This window comes from Clostridium porci, from assembly GCF_009696375.1.
Classification (GTDB): Bacteria; Bacillota; Clostridia; order Lachnospirales; family Lachnospiraceae; genus Enterocloster; species Enterocloster porci.
In genome coordinates this window covers 35,210-56,122 of the sequence record NZ_VUMD01000015.1, presented here as the reverse complement: position 1 = coordinate 56,122, position 20,913 = coordinate 35,210, and the positions used below count along the sequence as shown (strand labels likewise).

General features: G+C 40.3%; 19 protein-coding genes and 1 pseudogene. 19 read left to right on the top strand and 1 reads right to left on the bottom strand.

Going from position 1 to position 20,913, the window contains the following annotated elements:
• Positions 1-2 precede the first annotated feature (2 nt).
• The 3 genes and pseudogenes from FYJ39_RS15280 to FYJ39_RS15270 all read left to right on the top strand — a co-directional run.
• Positions 3-941, top strand: coding sequence for a DUF3991 and toprim domain-containing protein (locus FYJ39_RS15280; RefSeq protein ID WP_154473315.1), 939 nt, complete (start codon positions 3-5; stop codon positions 939-941).
• 12 nt (positions 942-953) lie between these two features.
• On the top strand, positions 954-2,768 hold the full coding sequence (locus FYJ39_RS15275; RefSeq protein ID WP_195840458.1) for a VirD4-like conjugal transfer protein, CD1115 family: 1,815 nt from the start codon (positions 954-956) through the stop codon (positions 2,766-2,768).
• A pseudogene (locus tag FYJ39_RS15270) lies at positions 2,741-3,046 on the top strand (helix-turn-helix domain-containing protein); the annotation flags it as partial. The gene FYJ39_RS15275 and the pseudogene FYJ39_RS15270, both read left to right, overlap by 28 nt.
• A gap of 140 nt (positions 3,047-3,186) precedes the next feature.
• On the opposite strand, the gene FYJ39_RS21020 reads toward FYJ39_RS15270, so the two are convergent.
• Complete coding sequence (locus FYJ39_RS21020; RefSeq protein WP_328597565.1) at positions 3,187-3,522, bottom strand: helix-turn-helix transcriptional regulator; 336 nt, start codon at positions 3,520-3,522, stop codon at positions 3,187-3,189.
• Between the two features lie 424 nt (positions 3,523-3,946).
• On the opposite strand from FYJ39_RS21020, the gene FYJ39_RS15255 reads away from it, so the two are divergent.
• The 16 genes from FYJ39_RS15255 (at position 3,947) to FYJ39_RS15195 (ending at position 20,825) form a co-directional block, all read left to right on the top strand.
• Positions 3,947-4,138: a hypothetical protein gene (locus tag FYJ39_RS15255; protein WP_154473313.1), complete on the top strand. Its 192-nt coding sequence runs from the start codon at positions 3,947-3,949 to the stop codon at positions 4,136-4,138.
• A gap of 679 nt (positions 4,139-4,817) precedes the next feature.
• Positions 4,818-5,429 (top strand): MptD family putative ECF transporter S component, encoded by a 612-nt coding sequence (locus FYJ39_RS15250; protein WP_154473312.1) that lies wholly within the window; start codon positions 4,818-4,820, stop codon positions 5,427-5,429.
• A complete protein-coding gene (locus tag FYJ39_RS15245; protein ID WP_154473311.1) occupies positions 5,426-6,127 on the top strand; it encodes an energy-coupling factor transporter transmembrane component T family protein in 702 nt (233 codons plus the stop codon). Before FYJ39_RS15250 ends, FYJ39_RS15245 begins: the two co-directional genes overlap by 4 nt.
• Before the next feature lie 55 nt (positions 6,128-6,182).
• Complete coding sequence (locus FYJ39_RS15240; protein WP_154473310.1) at positions 6,183-6,935, top strand: thioesterase II family protein; 753 nt, start codon at positions 6,183-6,185, stop codon at positions 6,933-6,935.
• Positions 6,925-7,692, top strand: coding sequence for a 4'-phosphopantetheinyl transferase family protein (locus FYJ39_RS15235; RefSeq protein WP_328597564.1), 768 nt, complete (start codon positions 6,925-6,927; stop codon positions 7,690-7,692). Before FYJ39_RS15240 ends, FYJ39_RS15235 begins: the two co-directional genes overlap by 11 nt.
• Entirely contained in the window at positions 7,622-9,064 is a 1,443-nt protein-coding gene (locus tag FYJ39_RS15230; RefSeq protein WP_195840457.1) for an AMP-binding protein, read from the top strand. The genes FYJ39_RS15235 and FYJ39_RS15230 overlap by 71 nt, the downstream gene beginning before the upstream one ends.
• A complete protein-coding gene (locus FYJ39_RS21015) occupies positions 9,036-10,244 on the top strand; it encodes an AMP-binding protein (protein WP_328597563.1) in 1,209 nt (402 codons plus the stop codon). The genes FYJ39_RS15230 and FYJ39_RS21015 overlap by 29 nt, the downstream gene beginning before the upstream one ends.
• Entirely contained in the window at positions 10,219-10,362 is a 144-nt protein-coding gene (locus FYJ39_RS21565; RefSeq protein WP_407923853.1) for a 7TM-DISM domain-containing protein, read from the top strand. The genes FYJ39_RS21015 and FYJ39_RS21565 overlap by 26 nt, the downstream gene beginning before the upstream one ends.
• 56 nt (positions 10,363-10,418) lie before the next feature.
• Positions 10,419-11,780, top strand: coding sequence for a class I SAM-dependent methyltransferase (locus FYJ39_RS21010; protein ID WP_235919857.1), 1,362 nt, complete (start codon positions 10,419-10,421; stop codon positions 11,778-11,780).
• A complete protein-coding gene (locus FYJ39_RS21005) occupies positions 11,780-12,778 on the top strand; it encodes a thioesterase domain-containing protein (RefSeq protein WP_235919856.1) in 999 nt (332 codons plus the stop codon). The genes FYJ39_RS21010 and FYJ39_RS21005 overlap by 1 nt, the downstream gene beginning before the upstream one ends.
• A gap of 55 nt (positions 12,779-12,833) precedes the next feature.
• On the top strand, positions 12,834-13,916 hold the full coding sequence (locus tag FYJ39_RS15220) for an NAD-dependent epimerase/dehydratase family protein (RefSeq protein WP_154473308.1): 1,083 nt from the start codon (positions 12,834-12,836) through the stop codon (positions 13,914-13,916).
• Positions 13,897-14,658: an alpha/beta fold hydrolase gene (locus FYJ39_RS15215; RefSeq protein WP_154473307.1), complete on the top strand. Its 762-nt coding sequence runs from the start codon at positions 13,897-13,899 to the stop codon at positions 14,656-14,658. The genes FYJ39_RS15220 and FYJ39_RS15215 overlap by 20 nt, the downstream gene beginning before the upstream one ends.
• A 15-nt stretch (positions 14,659-14,673) precedes the next feature.
• On the top strand, positions 14,674-15,627 hold the full coding sequence (locus FYJ39_RS15210) for a helix-turn-helix domain-containing protein (protein WP_154473306.1): 954 nt from the start codon (positions 14,674-14,676) through the stop codon (positions 15,625-15,627).
• Positions 15,628-15,647: 20 nt separating this feature from the next.
• Complete coding sequence (locus tag FYJ39_RS15205; RefSeq protein ID WP_154473305.1) at positions 15,648-17,111, top strand: ABC transporter ATP-binding protein; 1,464 nt, start codon at positions 15,648-15,650, stop codon at positions 17,109-17,111.
• A 155-nt stretch (positions 17,112-17,266) separates the two neighbouring features.
• On the top strand, positions 17,267-19,087 hold the full coding sequence (locus FYJ39_RS15200; RefSeq protein ID WP_154473304.1) for an ABC transporter ATP-binding protein: 1,821 nt from the start codon (positions 17,267-17,269) through the stop codon (positions 19,085-19,087).
• Between the two features lie 4 nt (positions 19,088-19,091).
• Positions 19,092-20,825, top strand: coding sequence for an ABC transporter ATP-binding protein (locus FYJ39_RS15195; RefSeq protein ID WP_044945848.1), 1,734 nt, complete (start codon positions 19,092-19,094; stop codon positions 20,823-20,825).
• The last annotated feature ends 88 nt before the right edge of the window (positions 20,826-20,913 follow it).

The following is a 20,913-nucleotide window of genomic DNA, read 5'->3' as shown; positions in this document are numbered from 1 at the left end:
AAATGCCGGGATACGTTTATTTTACAGAAGAACAAAAACAGCGGGCCAATGCCGTGGATCTGGAGGACTTTCTTGTCCGGCAGGGAGAAAAACTGCTTCGTTCCGGCAGAGAAAAACGGCTTGCCAGTGATCACAGTATCACCATACGCGGAAATCGATGGTATGACCATGCAACAGAAAAAGGAGGTTTTGCAATCGATTTTGTCCGGACATATTATAATCAGAGTTTCCCGGATGCAGTCACGATGCTGCTTGGCGGAGAGCAGGGACAGATCTATCGGGAGAGCAAACCACAGGAACCGGAACCAGCAAAGCCGTTTGTATTGCCGGAAGCGCATACCGATATGCACCGTGTGTTTGCTTACCTGATTAAGACACGGTGTCTGGATCGCGAAGTCGTGGCAGAATTTGCAAAAGCGAAGATGCTCTATGAGGATGCCAAATATCACAATGCGGTATTTGTGGGATATGATGCGGAAGGAATCCCTCGTCATGCGCATAAACGCGGGACGTATACCAACGGTGATGCGTTCAAAGGAAATGTGGACAGCTGTGATCCGCGGTACAGTTTTCATTGGATCGGGCAAAGCGATACAGTGTATGTATTCGAAGCGCCGATTGACATGCTTTCGTTTCTTTCCCTCTACCGGCAGAACTGGAAACAGCACAGCTATGTGGCACTTTGCGGTGTAGCAGAGCATGCATTGATGCGGTTGCTGACAGACGCACCGCATGTGAATAAAATCTCTTTGTGTCTGGATAACGATAAAGCGGGAGTGCAGGCACGGGAGCGTATACAAAAACATCTTGCAGAGCGAGGATACCGAAATGTATTATCGCTCTTTTCAAATCTGAAAGACTGGAATGAAGATCTACAGGCATTGAGCAAGCCGCCGCCTGAGCCGGCAGAGAAACAACAACCAGTCATGCAGATGGGATGAAAGGAGGCTGTCATGCAGACACATCAGATTGTATTATTTGTGTGCATTGGGCTTGGTATGTTCGCTGTGATTGGCGGCTTGGCATTGCTGTCCAATTATTATACACTCAATGGGATCAAGTCACGGACGGTTGGAGACGGCCAGCACGGAACTGCACGGTTTGCCACTGAAAAAGAAATCCGGGAAACGTATGCTCATATCCCCTATCAGCCTGAAAAATGGAGGAAAGGAGAATCGCTTCCGGCGGAACAGGGCTTGGTGGTCGGATACAAAAAGAAAAGTGGAGTGGTTACTGCGCTGGTGGACAGCGGAGACATCCACTGCCTGATGATTGGTGCGGCCGGTGTCGGTAAGACCGCTAATTTTCTGTACCCCAATATTGAGTATGCCTGTGCATCCGGTATGAGTTTTCTGACCACAGACACGAAAGGCGATTTGTTCCGAAACTATGCCGGAATTGCGAAAAAGTATTACGGATATAAAATCTCTGTTCTGGATTTGAGAAATCCTACCCGCTCGGATGGAAATAACATTCTTACTCTGGTCAACAAGTACATGGATGAATATCTGAAAGATAACCGTAATCTTGCGGCAAAAGCAAAAGCCGAAAAATACGCAAAGATTACTGCAAAAACCATCATCTGTTCCGATGGTGCGTCTGCCAGTAGCTATGGGCAGAATGCGTTTTTTTATGATGCAGCGGAAGGACTGTTGGCATCTGTGATTCTGTTGATTTCGGAATACTGTGAGCCTGAGAAACGCCATATCATATCCGTGTTTAAATTGATTCAGGATCTGCTGGCTCCATCCCCTATCAAGAATCGAAGCCTGTTTCAGCTTTTAATGGATAAGCTGCCGCCAACACATAAGGCAAAATGGTTTGCCGGAGCTGCGCTCAACAGTGCAGATCAGGCAATGGCGTCTGTGCTTTCCACCGCAATGTCCCGCTTGAATGCGTTTCTGGACAGTGAGATGGAACAGATTCTCTGCTTTGACAGTTCTCTGGATACGGAAACATTCTGTAAAGAAAAATCCGCAATTTTTATTGTTCTTCCGGAGGAAGATAATACAAAGTATTTTATGGTGTCACTGTTTCTGCAGCAGTTGTATCGTGAAATGCTGACCATCGCTGACGAGCATGGCGGGAAGCTGCCGAACCGTGTAATGATGTTTGCGGATGAGATTGGTACGATCCCTAAAATTGAATCAATGGAGATGATGTTCTCTGCAGGACGTTCCAGACGGATCAGTATGATTCCCATTATCCAGAGCTTTGCACAACTGGAAAAGAATTATGGAAAGGAAGGCTCCAGCATCATTATCGATAACTGTCAGGACATTCTGTTTGGCGGATTTGCACCGAATTCGGAAAGTGCGGAGATTTTATCGAAAGCACTTGGAAACCGGACTGTTTTGTCCGGTTCCATCTCCAGAGGAAAGAACGATCCAAGCCAGAGCCTGCAGATGATGAGTCGGCCTCTGATGTCACCGGACGAATTGAAAACACTTCCGAAGGGACATTTTATTCTTGCCAAAACGGGAAACTGTCCTATGCAGACACAGCTTCCTCTGTTTCTTAAATGGGGGATTCAGTTTGGTGATGCGTATGAGGTGCCGGAGCAGGCTGCCAGAAGTGTGAAATATGCAGATCGCTTTGAACTGGAGCAGGAGATTGTACGGCGTAGAGATACGGAAGATGATGAATGGGAAGAAACGCCAATGTCAGATACCGATGGAACACGCAAGGGCGGTCAGCAACAGTCACGAGTGCAGACAGCGAGAGAACACAGCAGCATACCGAGACGTCCTCCGCTGCGAACCGATTAGGAGGTGATCCGGGTATGGGGTATTTTTCTAACATCTACAAAGCAGAACTGCCCCATCGTGCCAAAACCGTGTACATGTATTTGAAAGACCGGAGCAACGCACAGGGACAGTGCTATCCGGCGATCGGTACCATCGCAAAGGAACTGCATCTGTCCCGGCGCACGGTGGAACGTGCGATTCAGGATTTGATCACAGCCGGGCTCTTAAAGAAGGAACAACGCTGGCGGGAGAACGGCGGCAGGAGCAGTCTGCTGTTTACCCTGACAGACTGCAATTAAAAAATAGCGCCACCAAGGGGAAGGTTTGTCCTCTTGGTGGCGTATGGATTATGTCACTGCGGCGTATGCAGAAGGGATCACCTGAAGAAATCCTAATAGACAGAGAAAAAGAACCACCTTCCGTGAAAGGTGGCAGTCTCTTATCTGTTGTTCAGCATCTCTTGAATTGCTGCGCGGATAACAGCTTTATCACGGTCGTTCAGTCGTATATACTGACGTAAAAGCTGTTGATCCTCGCTGTCTGTGTGCTGAATTTGTGGATGAAGGATGGCATCACTGGGGATGTTTAAGGTGTCAACAAGACGTAAAAGATTGTCAATGCTTGGACGTTTTTCCTCGTTTTCCAAAGCCATGAGGAATCGGGCGGTAATCCCCACCTTTTCTGCAACCTCTTCCTGTGTTCGATTTGCATCTACACGGTATTTTTTGAAAATAGGTCCCATGTAGGAAATATCCATTTTCTCTGTTTCAGCCACTGTCAGTTCACCTCCAATACCATTTTACAGTTCGGGTGTTGGAGGGGGAACGCTCTATGAGTTCATGTAAAACAGGAATAAAATATTCAAAGAAAGATAGCAGGTAATTGAAGAAAGTAAGAGGAGTAGAGATATGGAGCTGAGATTAAAGAAGTCTATTCTTTAAATATGTTCGAAGATGTTCCTATGGAATATCTTCGGCTTCATTGCATCGTGAACAGAATAGGTTCTGGCTTCCGTAGCTGTTTCATAATACCAATATTTGTAGTTCAAAAATTTCAGTATTTCTTTAAGTTGCTCAAGTTGATGCAGAATGACATTGTCATGTTGAATAAGAATAATTGCACAAGGACTATTATTAGACAAGTTGTAGACAGCCTGAGTTTATAATATTTTGAAAATCTTGTCCAATGAGAGGCAGCGTTTGGATTCACCGTTCCCTGAATACGAGGTTGTTGTGGGGATGCAAGGAACTAGACTAATCATTGAACCTCAGATTGTGGTGGAGATTGGAAATATGCACCGTTTCACAAGTAAAGGTACACTGATGGTTTTTGTAACAGCAAGGATAGAAAACAGGCTGAAGGTAAACAGTTCCATGTTTATACCGTGGTAGGTAGAACAAAGTTTTTGCAAATCTACTATACAAAAGTAAAGGAATATCCTAAATTTGTGATCAGATTGTGTCATATAGCCAGCTGCTGTTAAAGTGATATATTCAGGTGTTAAAATGGGCTATTTTTTAAAATAAAGCATTTAATGGAGTAGAAATATTTTTCGGGATATAGTAAACTATAAGATAGTTAGTTATAACCAACAGAAAAGCTTAGACATAAGTTAGTTCTGGCTAACTTAAAGGATTTTAATGATTAATTATTAAAAAACAACTTTTAAAATGAATGGTGGTGATAAAAAACAGATGGATCAAAAAAGGTATAACAAAGCAAAGACCCGTAAGAACTTCTGCGCAGACTAACAAAGGAGGATTTATGCGAGTGTATTGCTAGGTCGTTTCAAACCCTATTTTTATTTTGCCTTGTGGTGTGATGTAATCGCTGGATTTTCCGAAACGGGTAGTTAAATCTATCCAACGTATTAGAGATGATGAACACATCCGCTAGAATTTTAACTGATTAACAAAAGTGTAAGGAACTATGGTTGAAACCTTAAAAACTATCTTGTGGCAGGAAGATTTCGCTAATCCCAAACCTCCCTTACAGTGTAGCACAGCCTTTGGAGATGGGCTTTATTAACTACTACTCTACAATAAAATAATTATATAAGGAGAATTATATATGAATAAAACAAAGAAAAGCAAGTTTAATATCAGAGATGCAATTACATTGGCGGCCATGTTGGTAATCAATTATATGATAGCAATGGTGGTCAGCGCTGTCACATTGCCATTTTCAGAAGTGTATTTATATGCTTCAGCCGCCATTGACGGCTTTTTAGGAGCTGTATTCTTCCTTGTAGCGGCAAACCGGGTGAACAAACATGGGCTGTTGTTTGTTTGGGCATTTGTGTATGGCCTTATCCAGGCACTTATGGGTTATGCCTTCTTGCTGCCATATTTCCTGATTGTAGGCGTTATTTCCGAGCTGTCTATGATTGGAAAAAATACATACAGAAAGCCGGTCCGCAATATGATTGGCTGGGCTTTAAACAGTATTGGGAATTTCGTTGGTTGTGCGGTGCCTCTATGGTGGGCATGGGACAGTTATAAAGAAATGGCATTAAATAGTGGCTTTTCACAGGAAACCTTAGATATGCAGTTTTTAATGTCAACCCATCCGGGGCTGATGCTTTTGGGTTGTGCAATAACCGGTCTTCTTGCTGTATTAGGTGTTCTGTTCGGACAGAGATTATTAAGAAGACATTTTCAGAAAGCTGGTATCTTGGAATGATTATGAATCATAGTAACATTAGAAAAGTGGAGGAGATTGATGGCAGGACAGTATTGCTGTTGGCTGTCTGCGCATGTTTCACTTCCTTCTTGAGCACCAGTTTACTGGGGCATGGTCTATATATGATATGGCTTTTTCTATTGTTATGCTATTTTGAGTTATTTACGATGGGATTAGGAATGCTGGGAGCATATATCCTGTCGGTAGTTTGGCTGGCCATTAATACAAAATACCATATCGCTTTTCCATCTCCGCTATTATTTCATATGCTTTATCGGCTATTGATGCCGGCGATGATTGTGTGCCTGATAGTGCATATTCCTTCAGGCAAACTGACTTCCAGTATAAGGAAGTTACCGATTCCCGAAAATATAATGCTGATTTTAATTGTCATGCTCCGATTTGCTCCCACCGTTGTTCATGAGTTTGGTGAAGTAAAAGACGCTATGAAGGTAAGAGGTTTTTTGCGGTCTATAAGAATAGTCCTTTTTCACCCGCTTAGTACATTGGAATATGCAATTGTCCCTATGGTTTTCAGAAGCCTGAAAATAGCGGACGAACTGGCGTCATCAGCCATTGTCAGAGGAATTGAGAGTCCGTATAAGAAAGATAGCTATTACATTATAAGACTGACTGCAAAAGATATTTTCTTAGTAATGTCCAGTACCATCATTGCTGTTGTTTGCTGCAGGGTTTAAATCAATGGGGGTGGCGGGTTAGTCTTGATTCAGGAGGTGAGGTTATGGTGAGGTTATGGTATACAATGGGAAATTGATTAAGAATTCAGAAGGTATTAGCCCCCAAAGTACAATAATGTTTTGTTTCCCATATGCAGGAGGCGATGCCGCATTCTATGCTAAGTGGATTCAATATTTTGACAAGAAACTTTCGGTTTGCCCCATTCAATTACCGGGAAGAGAAGAACGTATTGGTGAGAAGCCATATTTGAACATGCAATCACTTGTAAAAGACGTTGTGGACGCTATTATGAGGTTTGACAATGACTTTATCCTATTTGGCCATAGCATGGGCGGCAAAATAGCATTTGAAGTTGAAAAAATGCTTGAGAACAACAAAAGGGTAGCAAAGTTGGCGATATTCTCCGGAAGCAGAGTTCCCCATATTCCGGAACCACAGCCGATATCTCATTTGACAGAACAGGAGTTTTTGGCCGGCCTGGAACGATATGACGGTATTCCGGAAGAAATAAAAATGGATAAAAGACTGTTGAGCTTTTATATGCCGATAATCAGATCGGATTTTATTCTGGACGAAAGCTATTATCCGGATGCCCCATCAAAATTAATATGTCCAGTTTGGGCAATTGGCGGGAATGAGGATAGAGAAGCAACCCTGACTGATATAAAGAGATGGTCTGAATACACGCAGAGCGAGTTTCAGTATTACCTTTTCAGAGGTGGGCATTTCTTTATAAAAGAAGATGAGGAAAATGTATTAAAGTTAATTCATCAAAAATCTGAGGAGCTTATCAATCGTGAAAATTAAAGTGATTCGTCCTACATTCACTTCACGGCACTGCTTTATGAATGATCTTCCTCCGGAAGAAATACAGGTTTGGATTTTGCATTGGAGAAGCATGACAGGTTGGATAAAAGAGAATTGGGGAATCTTGAATGAAGAAGAGATAAAGCAATATACATTATATGTAAAGTATGAAGATATGATGAGAGGTGCAATAGGGCGAATCGCTGTAAAAAAGATTTCTTTATCTTATCTTGGCAAAGATATAAAAGATATACAAATTGAGAGAGGACGCTTTGGGAAACCATATCTGTGCTGTTCTGGAAAACGTCTATCTATAAATGACAATCTCTCTCACTCGGGAGAGATTGTAATGCTTGCCTTTGGACGTAATGTTCAGGTTGGCGTAGATGTGCAGGCAATAAAACAAATACAGGAATACCAAAGGCTTGCAGAAAATTATTTTTCACCAGAAGAATCAGCAGCTGTAATCAGGCAAAATAATATTGAGTTCTTTTTTGAATCTTGGACGGCGAAAGAAGCCTATGTGAAGGCAATCGGCTATGGGCTTTATAAAGATTTCGCCTCTTTTTCTGTAAAAATCGGCGGAACCAGCAGTGAAAGCTACGGAGATCAGATTTGGCGGATTTGTCAAATTGCTGTAGATAGATGCCATAAAGCATGCTTGGCATATGGAACGAGGAATGAGAATGAACTATGGGAAGAAATTGCGACCGGTACAGGAGAAAACGATAGATACCTGGCTGGGAGAAACGTTTAAAGCAAATAGAAATAAGACCGCTATTGTGGAGGGCATAAATCGTATTACCTATGGACAACTGGAAAGGAAAATCAACCAGTATGGCTGCTATTTTAAGAGGCGTGGGATAAGCATGGGTGAATTGGTTGTTTTGCGAATACCGAATGTAAAAGAGTTTGTATTTGCTTTGCTGGGGTTAATTAAAATAGGTTCAATCCCAATTGTTACAAACTCTTTATTTGGTGAGAATGAGTTAAAGGGCATTTTTGATAAGACGGATGCCTCAATATTGGTTTTCTATGATAAGGACGAAGTATCATTAAGGATTCACAAGGGGCGTGCAAGCAGACAGATTTGTAAAATTGCGGTCAAGGACATAGCCGAAGGATTGAAAGAAGACACCGAAAATATCATCGAAGAAAACAAGGAGCTTGATAGCATAGCCCTCCTTATGTTGTCAAGCGGAACAACCGGAATTCCTAAATTAGTGCCAATCACTCATAGAATGATTTATTGGCATATTTATGGATATAATCAGAAATTCCAGTTTACATCCTCTGACAGTTATTTAGCTTGTCTGCCGATAGCACATAAGGTTGGGCTGTATTCGCCCGGGATTCTGAATGTGTTTTTCGCAGGGGGAAAAGCTGTTTTATGCAGTAACCTGGACTGCGATGATATTTTTGCACAAGTTGAAAAAGAAAATATTACAATTACAGCTTTAGTTCCAACGCTAGCGCGAATCTGGAATCAGTATCTGAGTCAAGGGTGTCGGTATGATGTGAGTAGCATCAGGAAGATCATTATTGGAGGTTCCTTGGTTGATGAGAGCCTTGTTACAAAATTAATTGAAAAGATGGAATGTGAGGTCTTACCGCTTTATGGAGCAACGGAAGGACTGGCCTTGTATAGTATTTATGATCGCAGTAATCTTGGCGATGCGGTAGGCTACCATTATTCGGTGTCTGGCTATGAGGAAATCCGGATTATTGATGAGAATGGCATGGACGTACTGAATGGTGAAGAAGGAGAATTGATAATTCGTGGACCGTTTACCATTCAAAGTTATTATAACCAGGAAGTCAGTATGAAAGATAAGTTCACCTCGGACGGATTTTATAGAACAGGCGATAAAGTGAGATGGGATTCCACATATGGATATCAGGTACAGGGAAGGATCACGGACCAAATAAATAGGTCTGGTGAGAAAATAGAACCGAGAGAGATTGAAATATTAATAAGTGAACATCCGAACATTGATGAGGCGGTGGTAGTAGGTGTTGAGGATTTTCTAATGGGAGAAAGAATTTGTGCTTTCATCATGGCTGCAGATGAAAAAATAAATTTGTCACATATACGAAAATGTGCCAATAGATGTACAGCAACCGGATAAACGCAAAGAAAAAATAGTAAAAAGTGCAGATATTAAACTGCTTTTTGCAGAAGCAAGGAATGAGGCTTTAGAAGAATACTGTAATATTGTAGATATCCACAGCTTGAGACCGGAACCGACAGAAACACTGCCTATCAATAAAATAGCCTATGATAGACCAGCGTATATTATATTCACATCTGGAACAACTGGCGAACCTAAAGGGGTTATCATGACCCATCGTGCAACATCAAATACAATTGCTGATGTTAATGAAACATATGCAGTTAGTGAAAGGGATATATTCTTAGGATTGTCAAATCTGTCCTTTGATCTTTCTGTATATGATTTGTTTGGTTGTTTTTCAGCAGGTGGAACATTAGTATTACCTAGTACAGATAAAATTCGAGATCCTAAGTATTTGGCGGAATTAATAATTAGACATAGGATTTCCATTATAAATGCGGTTCCGGCTTTGCATCAGATGATTGTTTCTTATCTTGAATCCGCAAATGTAAGTTTAGATTATCAGGTGAGATTGTTATTGCTTTCTGGTGATTGGATTCCCGTAACCATGCCACAGAGGATTTACGATCTGTTTGGTGATTGTCGTGTTATCAGCCTTGGTGGAGCTACGGAAGCGGCAATTTGGTCAATTAGTTACGATATTCCTAAAAAAGCTGCATTTACAAAAAGTATTCCATATGGATATCCAATGTCAAATCAAACATTTTATGTTTTGAATAATGAAATGCAACCCTGCCCCAATGGGGTAGATGGAAGCCTGTACATTGGAGGAATCGGATTATCCTGTGGCTACCTGGCAGATGAACAACTGAATCGTGAAAAGTACTCTACTCTTCCGTGGAGTGGGGAACGTATTTACAGAACTGGGGATAAAGGGCGTTATTTACCAGATGGAGTTATTATTTTTAAAGGACGTGAGGACGGTGATAATCAAGTTAAAATACACGGTCACAGAGTTGAACTGGCTGAAATAAGTTCTGTCTTAAATGAACATCCGTTGATTGAAAGGGCTGTTGCTTTAGCGTTCGGTGAAAGTCCGGAGGATTTGCATATTGATGCAGCCATTTCGCCAGTCAGGAAAAAGACTGTGGCGTCACAAGCCATGGATGATAAAGAGGTATATTTGCTCAAGTCCATAAAACGATACTATGAAGAGCATATGGATCAGGATTAACTGGAAAAATGGATTAAAAAGTCAGAGGAAGTTGTTGTTGCGGACATATACAACACGTTTAGACAGTGTGGAATTTTTTCGGATAAATCCAAAGCATTCAGTTTTGAGCAAATTGTAGAGATTATGTCGATTCCGGAGAAACTGTATAAACTGACTAAAAGATGGCTGCAGGTATTGGTTAATGAAGGAATTATCACATGCGAAGCCAATGTATATAAAGCTGCAGAGATAAACGCAGATTTAGATTCTGAAAAGCTTTGGAAAGAGTTTTATGAAATAGAGGATAATTTCCAATACAGCAAGGAGTTTGTTGATTATTTAAAAGAATCAAGTGATTTACTTCCTGAACTAATTCAAGGAAAAGAAGATCCTTTGAATATTCTATTTCCAAAGGGAGATACAGACCCAGCGTTGGCAGCTTACCATGACAACAAAGTAAATGAAATGCTGAACAATATTGCTACGAAAGAAATACGCTATTTGTGCGAAAAGAAGAATAAAAGAAGTCCAGAGCAACCTTTTAGAATATTAGAGGTAGGAGCAGGGGTTGGTGGAACTTCTCTTGATGTGATACCTAAACTTGAGGGGTGCAATGTAGAATATTATTTTACGGATCTTTCAGTTTTCTTCTTAAATAAAGCACAGGAGAATTTCAGTAAGTACAGTTGGGTAAAATATGGAATTTTTAATATCAATGAAGATTTCATATCTCAAGGATATGAGGCTTTCAGCTTCGATGTGATTTTGTGTGCAAATGTGCTTCATAACTCACAGAATATTAACAGTGTTATGAAAAATTTAAAAGGATTATTATCTGAGAATGCATCTATTATTATACTTGAAGAAACACGAACAAGCTATTTGTTGTTGACATCAATGGAGTTTAAGGATGGATTAACTGGCTTTACGGACGAACGCAGTGAACATAATCAGACATTCTTCACACGAGTGCAATGGGAAAATATCTTTGAGAGACATAATGGGCATCTGATTTATGAATTTCCTGATAAGAGCAGCAAATTAGACTTGGCTGGACAGACAATATACGTAGTTCGGTTTGCGGGAGAATATGAACAATTAGAGAAAGAGGAGGTTAGAAATTATTTAGAGAGTACGGTATCTCCATATATGCTTCCGAATCAGATCTTAATTCTGCCAGATATGCCGTTATCCGTAAACCGAAAAGTGGACACTAGAAAAATCAAAGAGTATTTTAAGAACTGGAATCGTAAGGAGAGCACTAAGAAAAAGGATGAATTGCCCCAGACGGATTTGGAACAGCGCATAGCAGAAATATGGTGTAGGGAATTAGGGCTTGACTCAGTGGGAAGAAATGACGATTTTTATCTGGTTGGTGGTGATTCTCTGCTGATTGCTCAAATCATTGGGAAGATGATGGAAAACATATCAGAAGCTTCTGGTTGGGAGTGGAGTAGCCTTTTGACAGAAATGATGAAAGCACCCACTATTAAGCAGATAGCAGAAAGCCTTGTGAACCATCAAAATGATAAGACAATCTTGATGACCCGTCCTTAATGATTCTGAAAAATAGCAGTTTAAATAATAAGGATTCTATTGCAAAGGTTTTCTTCCATGCTGGAGCAGGAACCTTAACACCCTATACGGATTTACTGTCTCGCATAAAAGAGGACAGCAAGAACGATGAAAGCATTATCGGTTTTGTTTTTGGAAATGATGCTGAGTATATTTCCATGGAAACAAGTCAGACCTTCCGGCTACTTGGGAGAAAATATGGTGAGATATTGGAAAAAATGGGCTATAGAAATTATATTCTTGTAGGTCATTGTGTGGGCGGTTTGATTGCATTGGAAACAGCACAATATTTAAGAAATAAAGGTGTTTCCGTTTCTGATGTGACGCTAATAAGTACTGGTATTCCAAAGCAGAAGGAGAACACGATTTTAGCGGACGCATCGGATGAGATATTCCGTAATGCATTGCATTCAAGCCTGGATAACGAACTGCTGTTGGAGCGGATTTTTGCAAGAGTGATTGGGGCAGATGCATATAAGGCAGGTTATCAGGTAAGTGATGAGCGCTTGCAGCAGTATATAGAGCATATTTCCAGATATGGAAGTGGTGAAATTACAGTAAAAGCATTATGCGAAACGGGCGGGGAGTATGAAGATGTGGCTGAAGAGTTCCGCCGGCTCGCTAGCTATACAATTTCAGAAAGGTTAAATGCTTTATACAGCACGATTGAGCGTCCAAATGGTGAGTTGATGGAACATCAGCTGAAGATGCTGAATGTACTTTTCCGGATATTCTCACAGAATTTCAGGTGCGTGTCGAGTTACATACCGGAACCTTACTATGGAAACATAAGGATTTTCTGTTGTGAGATCTTAGGAAGCCACTTTTATCCTGGATTCTTTGAGGAAGATTATGAAACATGGAAACCTTATATTAAGGGTAATTTAAAATATAATACAATTGCAGGACAACATTTTGATTGTATTATTGGTGATAATCTGGAAAAGAATATTTCTAAGATTTTGGATTTTAATTATTAACAATTGTCAAAGGGTGTCCATATAGTGATGGACACCCTAGAAAAAGAGGCAGAATATGAAGAAAATCGGAATATTAGGCGGAACTGGTGAAATAGGTAAACGAGTTGTTAAACTGTTAGAGAACCAATATGAGTTGTTAGTTTCTTATCATTCGGCAAAACCACCAGTTACTGCACAAAACCAATATATCCAATTAGATGTAGATATATTTGGTGACCTAGAAGCTTTTTGCAGCCAATGTAGTATTATCGTAAATTGTGCAGGCGCCTCATTTGTCAATGGAGAAAAGATTGCAAGAGTAGCGGCTAAATATCACATACCTGTTGTGGACCCTTCTGGTGAGTCATTTTTAGAAGACAGAATTGCAGATATAAGGAACGAATCGGTTTATGTGCTATCCAGTGGTTTTTTTCCAGGAATGACTGGTCTGTTGATGAAATATTTATGCGAGAGCTTAAAGTCAGTAGATTGTATTATGGGGTTGAGCATCACAAATGAAATTCCGAGCAGATCGGCAATTAAAGATTTTATATTGACGAATACAGCCGGATTCGGATCTGCATTAAACTATTATGAAAATGGTGAGTTAAAGAGAGATGAAATACCAATATACAGGATTGTAGAAAATAAGGAGTACACATTGCAAAACTACTATACAATAGAATTGCAGCGGATTACTCAAAGTTATAAACCTAAGAGGGCGAACTGGTATTACGCCTCTTTTGGAGAAGAAATCACAAAGTTGATGCAGGAAGCAGTTATCAAATACAGTTTGAAGCAAGGCGATGAGGCACTGCAGCAAAGCGTTGATTCTATTATCAAACTATTTGAAATGACTTGTGGGTCAACAGCAGCATATAACTATATACATATTGAAGTAACTGGTTCAAATAATAATCAGGATCACATAAGAACTGCAGACGTACATAGTTCGTACAGTAGTGATATCAGTTCAATCATTGCCGCCTATACAGTTAAGGCTCTGATTGAAAAACAACCTGCCTTCGGAATTTATTATGCTATGGATATCATAGATTTAGAAGCTGTAATACATGATTTACCACAATTAAATATCGACCTAGTTTTGACAGATAAAATATTGGAAAAGGAGGAACACTATGAAGAAGGATCAATCTGAGATTCATCTACTTGGGAATAAAAATGGTAAACGAATACTCCTCATACATGGAATGGGATTCAATTGGAAGAACTGTTTCGATAAACTACTCCATATATTGGGGAAAAATTATTATTTTATAATTCCGGAGTTGTCAGGTCATAATGCTTCATCCAATGGTGCAGTTACTTCTGTCATTCTTAGTGCCGACTATATCAGTGCTGTATTGCTGAGAAAAGGAATTAATTATGTTGATGCAGTTTATGGTATTTCTCTGGGGGCGAGTATTGCACTTGAACTTGCACTCAAAGGTGATATTAGAATAAAAAAATTGATATTAGATGGTGGACAATATGAATCTATGGGCAATATGAAATACATATTTAGCCTTATTATGTCGTGGCAGATGAAGCGAGTTTTTCATGGAAAGCACATGATGAAGTATATGCAAAAACAAATGGGATATTTACACAATCATGATGTCCAAGTTCTTCAGCCAATGGGTGAAGTCGGCATAACCTTTAGAACGTTATTTTGGACTGCTCTTGCAGCCTACAAGTATGATATCCGGAGCAGGGAAGAGAAAATATCAATGGAAGTGGTCATTATGTATGGGGGTAACGAAACATATGCCCCTAATTCGGTTGGTTTAATAAAAAGAGTCAGTATTTATCCCGTTACTGTCCATGCCTGTGAGAATATGGGACACGCGGAGGTACTGATCAAGAAACCGCAGATAATCTGCAATATGATAAAAGAATAATGGAGGATAAAAAATATGTTAGAAAAACAGGAGGTGCAGGAATGGTACGGCCGAAACGCCAGAGTTATCCACAGTGATAGTGATTGTTTGATAGAACGATACGAATGCCAGGGAAAAGGTTTGATTGTTACATACAAAGCATTTGAGGGAATGGAAATGGTATTTATGGAGTTTAATTCCGAAGATGCTTTTATCCCAGTAACTCCATACAGCGAGATTCTGGAGATTACTTGTTGCTGCAGGGGAAGAGTTGTCTGTGAATTTGCGAATAATAGATGCATCCATCTGTCGGAGGATCATTTCTGGATTGGCAGCGGGGAGCATTTGCCATCTTCCTATTATTTTCCATTCGGTTACTTTAATGCTATTACTTTGGTGATTGACAAGAAAAAAATGAGTTTGTCCACTAAAAAGATTATGGATAATTTTTCCATAGATATTAAGCCAATTGAGGAAAAATTATCATTGAATAACGCATGGTATATCAGCAAGATCCCTTCCAAATTACAACGATTGTTTGATGAAATCTATGAGGCAAAAGGGAAGCAGAGTTCTTGTTACTTTGCGATTAAAACTCTAGAACTTCTTTTCTATTTACAAAATATCGAACGAAATGACGCTGAGGAGGAACAATATTATCCCAAAGACCAAATTGAGGCAGTCAAAGAAATCTGGAACTACATGATTACTCACTTAGACGAGAAGTATTCACTTAAACAATTGGTGAAAGAAAAAAATATGGGGACTACTATGTTTCAAACAATATTTAATCATATTTATGGAGACTCCCCATATGCATTTTTGAAGAAATACAAAATGGGAATTGCTAAAAAGCTGATTTTAGATGGTGAAATGAAAATTGGTGAAATTGCCTTTTCATTAGGGTATTCCAATGCAAGTAAGTTTTCAATTGCGTTTAAAGATGTCTATGGCATTTTGCCAAAAGATTATAGAAAGCTGAGAAGCTAATTAGAAGATGGAGAATAAAAATGGGAAAAGAAATAGAAATACAACATGTGACATTTTCATATAAACATAAAATCCCCCAACTTACTGATATTAATTTAAATATTAAGGCGGGGGAAACAGTGGTTATAACCGGTCCGTCAGGTAGTGGAAAAAGTTCATTGACCAGAGTTATTAATGGACTAATTCCTTATTTTTATGAAGGCGATTTAAAAGGGACAGTTTCTGTAGATAAATACCCCCTTTCAAGTTATCCATCTTGGGAGAGAGGAAAGATTATAGGAAATGTGTTTCAAGATCCACGGAGTCAATTTTTTGCCAATGAGGTAGCAGGGGAGATTGCATTTGGATGTGAGAATTATGGGTATTCGCACGAAGATATTGTAACCCATGTCCATGCTTCAGCTGATAGTATGGGGATAGAGGATATATTAAATTATAATATTCGGAACCTTTCCTATGGAATGAGACAGAAAGTAGCGATTGCTTCTGCTGAGGCAATAGAGCCTGAAATTTATGTTATGGATGAACCCTCCGCAAATTTAGATACGGATTCAACAGAGAGATTGGGTAATACAATAAGGAAATTGAAAGAAAAGGGCAAAACAATTCTGATTGCAGAACATAGACTTTATTACTTGATGCCAATTGCAGATAGGTTTATATATATAAAAAATGGATGCATTATACATGAATTTACACAAGCTGAGGTTGGGCGCTTGTCTACAGAAGAAATCCGTAAGTTGGGCTTAAGAAGCCCTGATCTGCATGCGGTGTCTTGTTTTCATATGCCATTTGAAAATAACAATGAAGTGACTGTAGAAGTAAAAGATTTATGTAAAACATTTGGTAAATTAGTAGTTGCAGATCATATCAATTTTTCCTGCAGGAGAGGAGAATCTATCGCTATCATAGGTTCCAATGGGATGGGGAAAAGTACGATGGGAAAAATGCTCGCGGGATTATTAAAAGAAGATTCAGGCCGTGTTACTTTGTTTGGAAAGAAAAGCAACATAAAAAAGAGAAGGGGAACGGTCTGGTATATTCCCCAGGATCTCGATAGCCAGTTGTTTGGTGAGGATTTGATAGACGAGCTGATACTGGGCAATGGAGAATCACCAGAAATAAAGGAAAAGGCTAAGCAGATATTAATGGAACTGGATTTGCATGAGTTTAGGGAACAACACCCATCCACTTTGTCAGGGGGGCAAAAACAAAGGCTCGCATTGGCAGTAGCGTTGATGCATGATGCCCCTATTATTATCTTAGACGAACCAACCAGTGGTCTTGATGGAGTAAATATGAGAAAGGTCAGCCATATTATTCAGAAACTGGCAAAGAGAGGACGTACAATTCTGGTAATTACCCATGATGCAGAATGTGTGCTGTCTTGTTGCCAGAGAGCACTTAGGTTGGAAGATGGAAAGGTGACAGATGATTTTTTGATAAATTCTGCCGATTATTTACTGGAGAAAATGGGGTATTGAACTATCAGTAAAAGGGTAAATTTGTTGAGATTTCAGGCTATTTTTAGAAAAATATTATGAAATGGAGTAGAGAACTGTGGATTTTTTCATTATAATATACTACAGTTAGTTGATTCTAATTGCGGCGCGAATATTATAGAATTGGAGGAGAAACAATGAAACAGGAAAAGAATAAGGAGGAGAAAAGGAAAACAGGAATGGCACGTTGCTTGAAACTGGCATCAGAACACAAAGGATTAGTGATTATTTCAGGAATTCTGTCTGCGTTGGCGGCAGTATGTTCGTTTATACCATATCTGGCAATTTATTTTGTTATTAGGGAACTGATCTTGGTGTTTCCAGATATGCCTGCGGCAGATATGACGACCATTTTGATGTACGGCTGGTTTGCCTTGGCGGGTATTGCTGGAAATGTAGTACTCTATTTCTGTGCTCTGATGTGTTCCCATCTGGCAGCATTTGGCACATTATATGAATTGAAGTTAAACTTTGCGAATCATATCACTGCAATCCCGTTAGGATATCATCTGACCATCGGAAGTGGCCGTATGAGGAAGATTATGGACGAAAATATAGAAAGTATTGAAAAGTTTATCGCCCATCAATTCCCAGATTTTGTTGCATCTCTTGTGGCTCCGCTTATTTTAGTCATAATTCTTTTGGCTGTTGACTGGCGTTATGGTGTTGCCTCTCTTCTTGGAATTATGCTGGCCTTTGCCATTCAATTTTCAGGATTCAATGGGGCGGCCAAAGAGAAGATGCACCGTTTTCAGTCTGCCCAGGAAGATATGAATAATGCATCTGTGGAATATGTGCGAGGGATGCCTGAAATCAAAGCCTTTAATCAGACGGCAGATTCATTTAAAAGATTAAGCAAATCCATAACTGATTACACCTCCTTCATATTGGAATATGCCATGGGGTGGAGGAATTGCATGCCGGCGTTTACAGCGATTATCCACAGCATCTATTTGTTGCTGATTCCTGTAGGTATATTGATTGGAAGAAATGTGACGGATTACAGAAACTACTCCCTAACCTTTATCTTTTATTTGATTTTAGTGCCGGCCATATCTGGTATCTTAAATAAGATCATGTTCATTTCGGAGTCGTTTACCCAGATTGACGGCAATGTGGAGCGTATGGAAGAAATTTTACATATACCTGTTTTGCCGGATTACAGAGGCGGCGCCAAAGAGCAGGGGATGGATATTGTCTTTGCTCATGTGAGCTTTTCTTATGAAGCTGAAGCAGATGTGGTTGTTAAGGCGCTGGATAACGTATCGTTTCATGCCAGACAGGGAGAGGTGACAGCAATCGTTGGTCCGTCAGGAGGAGGAAAGAGCACCATTGCTAATTTGATTTCCCGTTTTTGGGACGTGACAGAGGGAAATATTCAAATTGGAGGAGTAGATATCCGTGAAATTCCCCTTGCGGAACTGATGAAGCAGGTTGGTTTTGTATTTCAGGACACATTTCTTTTTAAACAAAGTGTTTTGGATAATATTCGGATGGGAAATCCTGATGCAACAGAAGAGCAGGTTATAGAGGCTGCAAAGGCGGCCCAGTGTCACGAATTCATCGAAAAATTGCCGAATGGGTATCATACGGTAATTGGTTCTTCCGGAATCCGCTTGTCTGGCGGGGAACGGCAGAGGATTGCCATTGCCAGGGCCATAATTAAGGATTCCCCCATCATAGTACTGGATGAGGCAACTGCATTTAGCGATCCGGAAAATGAATATTTAATACAGAAAGCTTTTGAGAAATTGATTAAAGACAAAACAGTGGTTATGATTGCCCACAGGCTTTCCACGATCCGTAACGCCGACCAGATTCTTGTTATAGAGCAGGGACATCTCATTGAACAGGGAACCCATGATGGATTAATAGCAAATGGCGGAAAATACACGCAGATGTGGAACAGTTATGTAGAATCAGTCAATTGGAAAATCCATACAGGGAAGGCGGTGTAACGAAATGAAATTTTTACAAGAACGACTGTTATTATCTGATAAAGGATATTCAGACCTTAAAAAAGCGATTTTTGCCTGCACATTGACAAACCTGTCCATTATGCTTTCATCTGCGATTCCAATTCTGTTGTTCGGCCAGCTTTTAAAGCCCTTTATGGGGCAGGAGATATCCTGGTCAACTATGTGGGTATTATTGGTGATCGGAGTGCTTGCAACAATCCTGGTCTTTATCGCTGCAAAGAATGATTATAAAAAAACTTACCTTGCGTCATATAAGGAAGCAAGCAACACGCGGTTACGGATTGCTGAACATTTAAGAAGGCTTCCTATGAGCTTTTTTAACACAAAAGACTTGTCAGATATAACTACAAATATGATGGCTGATTGTGCCAGCATGGAATCCATGCTTAGCAGTACGATTCCTCCGCTCATAGCAAATATTATATCGGTTACACTTACATGCGTATGTCTGGCCTTTTTTGACTGGCGCATGGCATTAGCAATATTTTGTACCATGCCTGTCTGCTTCTTTATAATATGGTGTGGCCGTAAACTGCAATTACACCTGTTTGACCAGCAGGTGGGGGTGAAACTGGCGGCGTCCAGTCAGATTCAGGAGTATTTGGAGGGAATCAAGATTATCAAATCCTGTGGCTTGAGCGGAGAACGTTTTCAGACACTGAATAAGGCTCTCCTGGCAATGAAAAAGACGGCAATTAAAGTGGAATTGGCTTCCGGTATTCTTGTGCAATGTGCGAGCCTGATTTTACAGGCAAGCCTGGGAATCACTATATTTATCGGTACAGTCCTGATTACAGGTGGACAGATTGAATTATACCCCCTCCTGGTTTTATTGATGTTTTCTACACAAATTTATGGACCGATATTATCTATCCTATCACAGCTTACCAGTTTGTTCCATCTGGGAACGGTTACAAAGCGGATGCGTATACTGCTGACAACACCGGCAATGGAGGGAGAAGAACAGGACATTAAGGATTATGATATCGAGTTAAATCAGGTTACATTTGCCTATGGAAAAGAAGATGTAGTAAAAAATGTTTCGGCAAAAATAAATACAGGTAGCATTACTGCCCTGGTTGGACCGTCCGGAAGCGGAAAGAGTACCCTGGCAAAACTCATTGCCCGCTTTTGGGATGTAGATAAAGGTACTGTGACAATCGGCGGTAAGGACCTGAAACAAATTGAACCAGAATATTTAATGCGTAGCATGTCATTTGTTTTTCAGGATGTGACCTTATTTAATGACACGGTATTTAATAATATTAGAATTGGAAATATGAATGCCAGTGATGAGCAGGTTGTATCGGCTGCAAAAGCAGCTCATTGTGATGAGTTTATCAGACGGCTGCCGGAGGGGTATGACACGACCCTTGGTGAAAATGGCAGTACCTTGTCAGGCGGAGAGAGGCAGCGTATTTCCATTGCCCGCGCACTATTAAAAAATGCTCCCATTATTCTGCTGGATGAGGCAACCGCTTCCCTTGACCCGGAGAACGAGGTATTGATTCAACAGGCCATTGCCAGACTTGTAGAAGGGAAAACAGTTATAATGATTGCCCATCGTCTGCGGACAGTAGTAGATGCCGACCAAATCCTGGTATTGAACGAGGGGGAACTGGTGGAACAGGGGACACACAAAGAGCTTCTTGAACAAAAAGGACTGTACAGCAAATTATTCTATATACAGCAGGAAAGTCTTGGCTGGTCAGTCTAAGGAACAGATGGTAATAATGTTTACAAAGGAAAGAGAATTGTGCAGTTAATCCAGCTACATATATTAGGCTGGGACGTAGTTCTTTTGA

Excerpts from the sequence above, each read along its gene's own strand:
- FYJ39_RS15280 (WP_154473315.1), top strand. The coding sequence starts at position 3 with ATGCCGGGATACGTTTATTTTACAGAAGAACAAAAACAGCGGGCCAAT.
- FYJ39_RS15275 (WP_195840458.1), top strand. The coding sequence starts at position 954 with ATGCAGACACATCAGATTGTATTATTTGTGTGCATTGGGCTTGGTATG.
- FYJ39_RS15250 (WP_154473312.1), top strand. The coding sequence starts at position 4,818 with ATGAATAAAACAAAGAAAAGCAAGTTTAATATCAGAGATGCAATTACA.
- FYJ39_RS15245 (WP_154473311.1), top strand. The coding sequence starts at position 5,426 with ATGATTATGAATCATAGTAACATTAGAAAAGTGGAGGAGATTGATGGC.
- FYJ39_RS15240 (WP_154473310.1), top strand. The coding sequence starts at position 6,183 with ATGGTATACAATGGGAAATTGATTAAGAATTCAGAAGGTATTAGCCCC.
- FYJ39_RS15230 (WP_195840457.1), top strand. The coding sequence starts at position 7,622 with ATGAACTATGGGAAGAAATTGCGACCGGTACAGGAGAAAACGATAGAT.
- FYJ39_RS21565 (WP_407923853.1), top strand. The coding sequence starts at position 10,219 with ATGAAGAGCATATGGATCAGGATTAACTGGAAAAATGGATTAAAAAGT.
- FYJ39_RS21005 (WP_235919856.1), top strand. The coding sequence starts at position 11,780 with ATGATTCTGAAAAATAGCAGTTTAAATAATAAGGATTCTATTGCAAAG.
- FYJ39_RS15220 (WP_154473308.1), top strand. The coding sequence starts at position 12,834 with ATGAAGAAAATCGGAATATTAGGCGGAACTGGTGAAATAGGTAAACGA.
- FYJ39_RS15215 (WP_154473307.1), top strand. The coding sequence starts at position 13,897 with ATGAAGAAGGATCAATCTGAGATTCATCTACTTGGGAATAAAAATGGT.
- FYJ39_RS15210 (WP_154473306.1), top strand. The coding sequence starts at position 14,674 with ATGTTAGAAAAACAGGAGGTGCAGGAATGGTACGGCCGAAACGCCAGA.
- FYJ39_RS15205 (WP_154473305.1), top strand. The coding sequence starts at position 15,648 with ATGGGAAAAGAAATAGAAATACAACATGTGACATTTTCATATAAACAT.
- FYJ39_RS15200 (WP_154473304.1), top strand. The coding sequence starts at position 17,267 with ATGAAACAGGAAAAGAATAAGGAGGAGAAAAGGAAAACAGGAATGGCA.
- FYJ39_RS15195 (WP_044945848.1), top strand. The coding sequence starts at position 19,092 with ATGAAATTTTTACAAGAACGACTGTTATTATCTGATAAAGGATATTCA.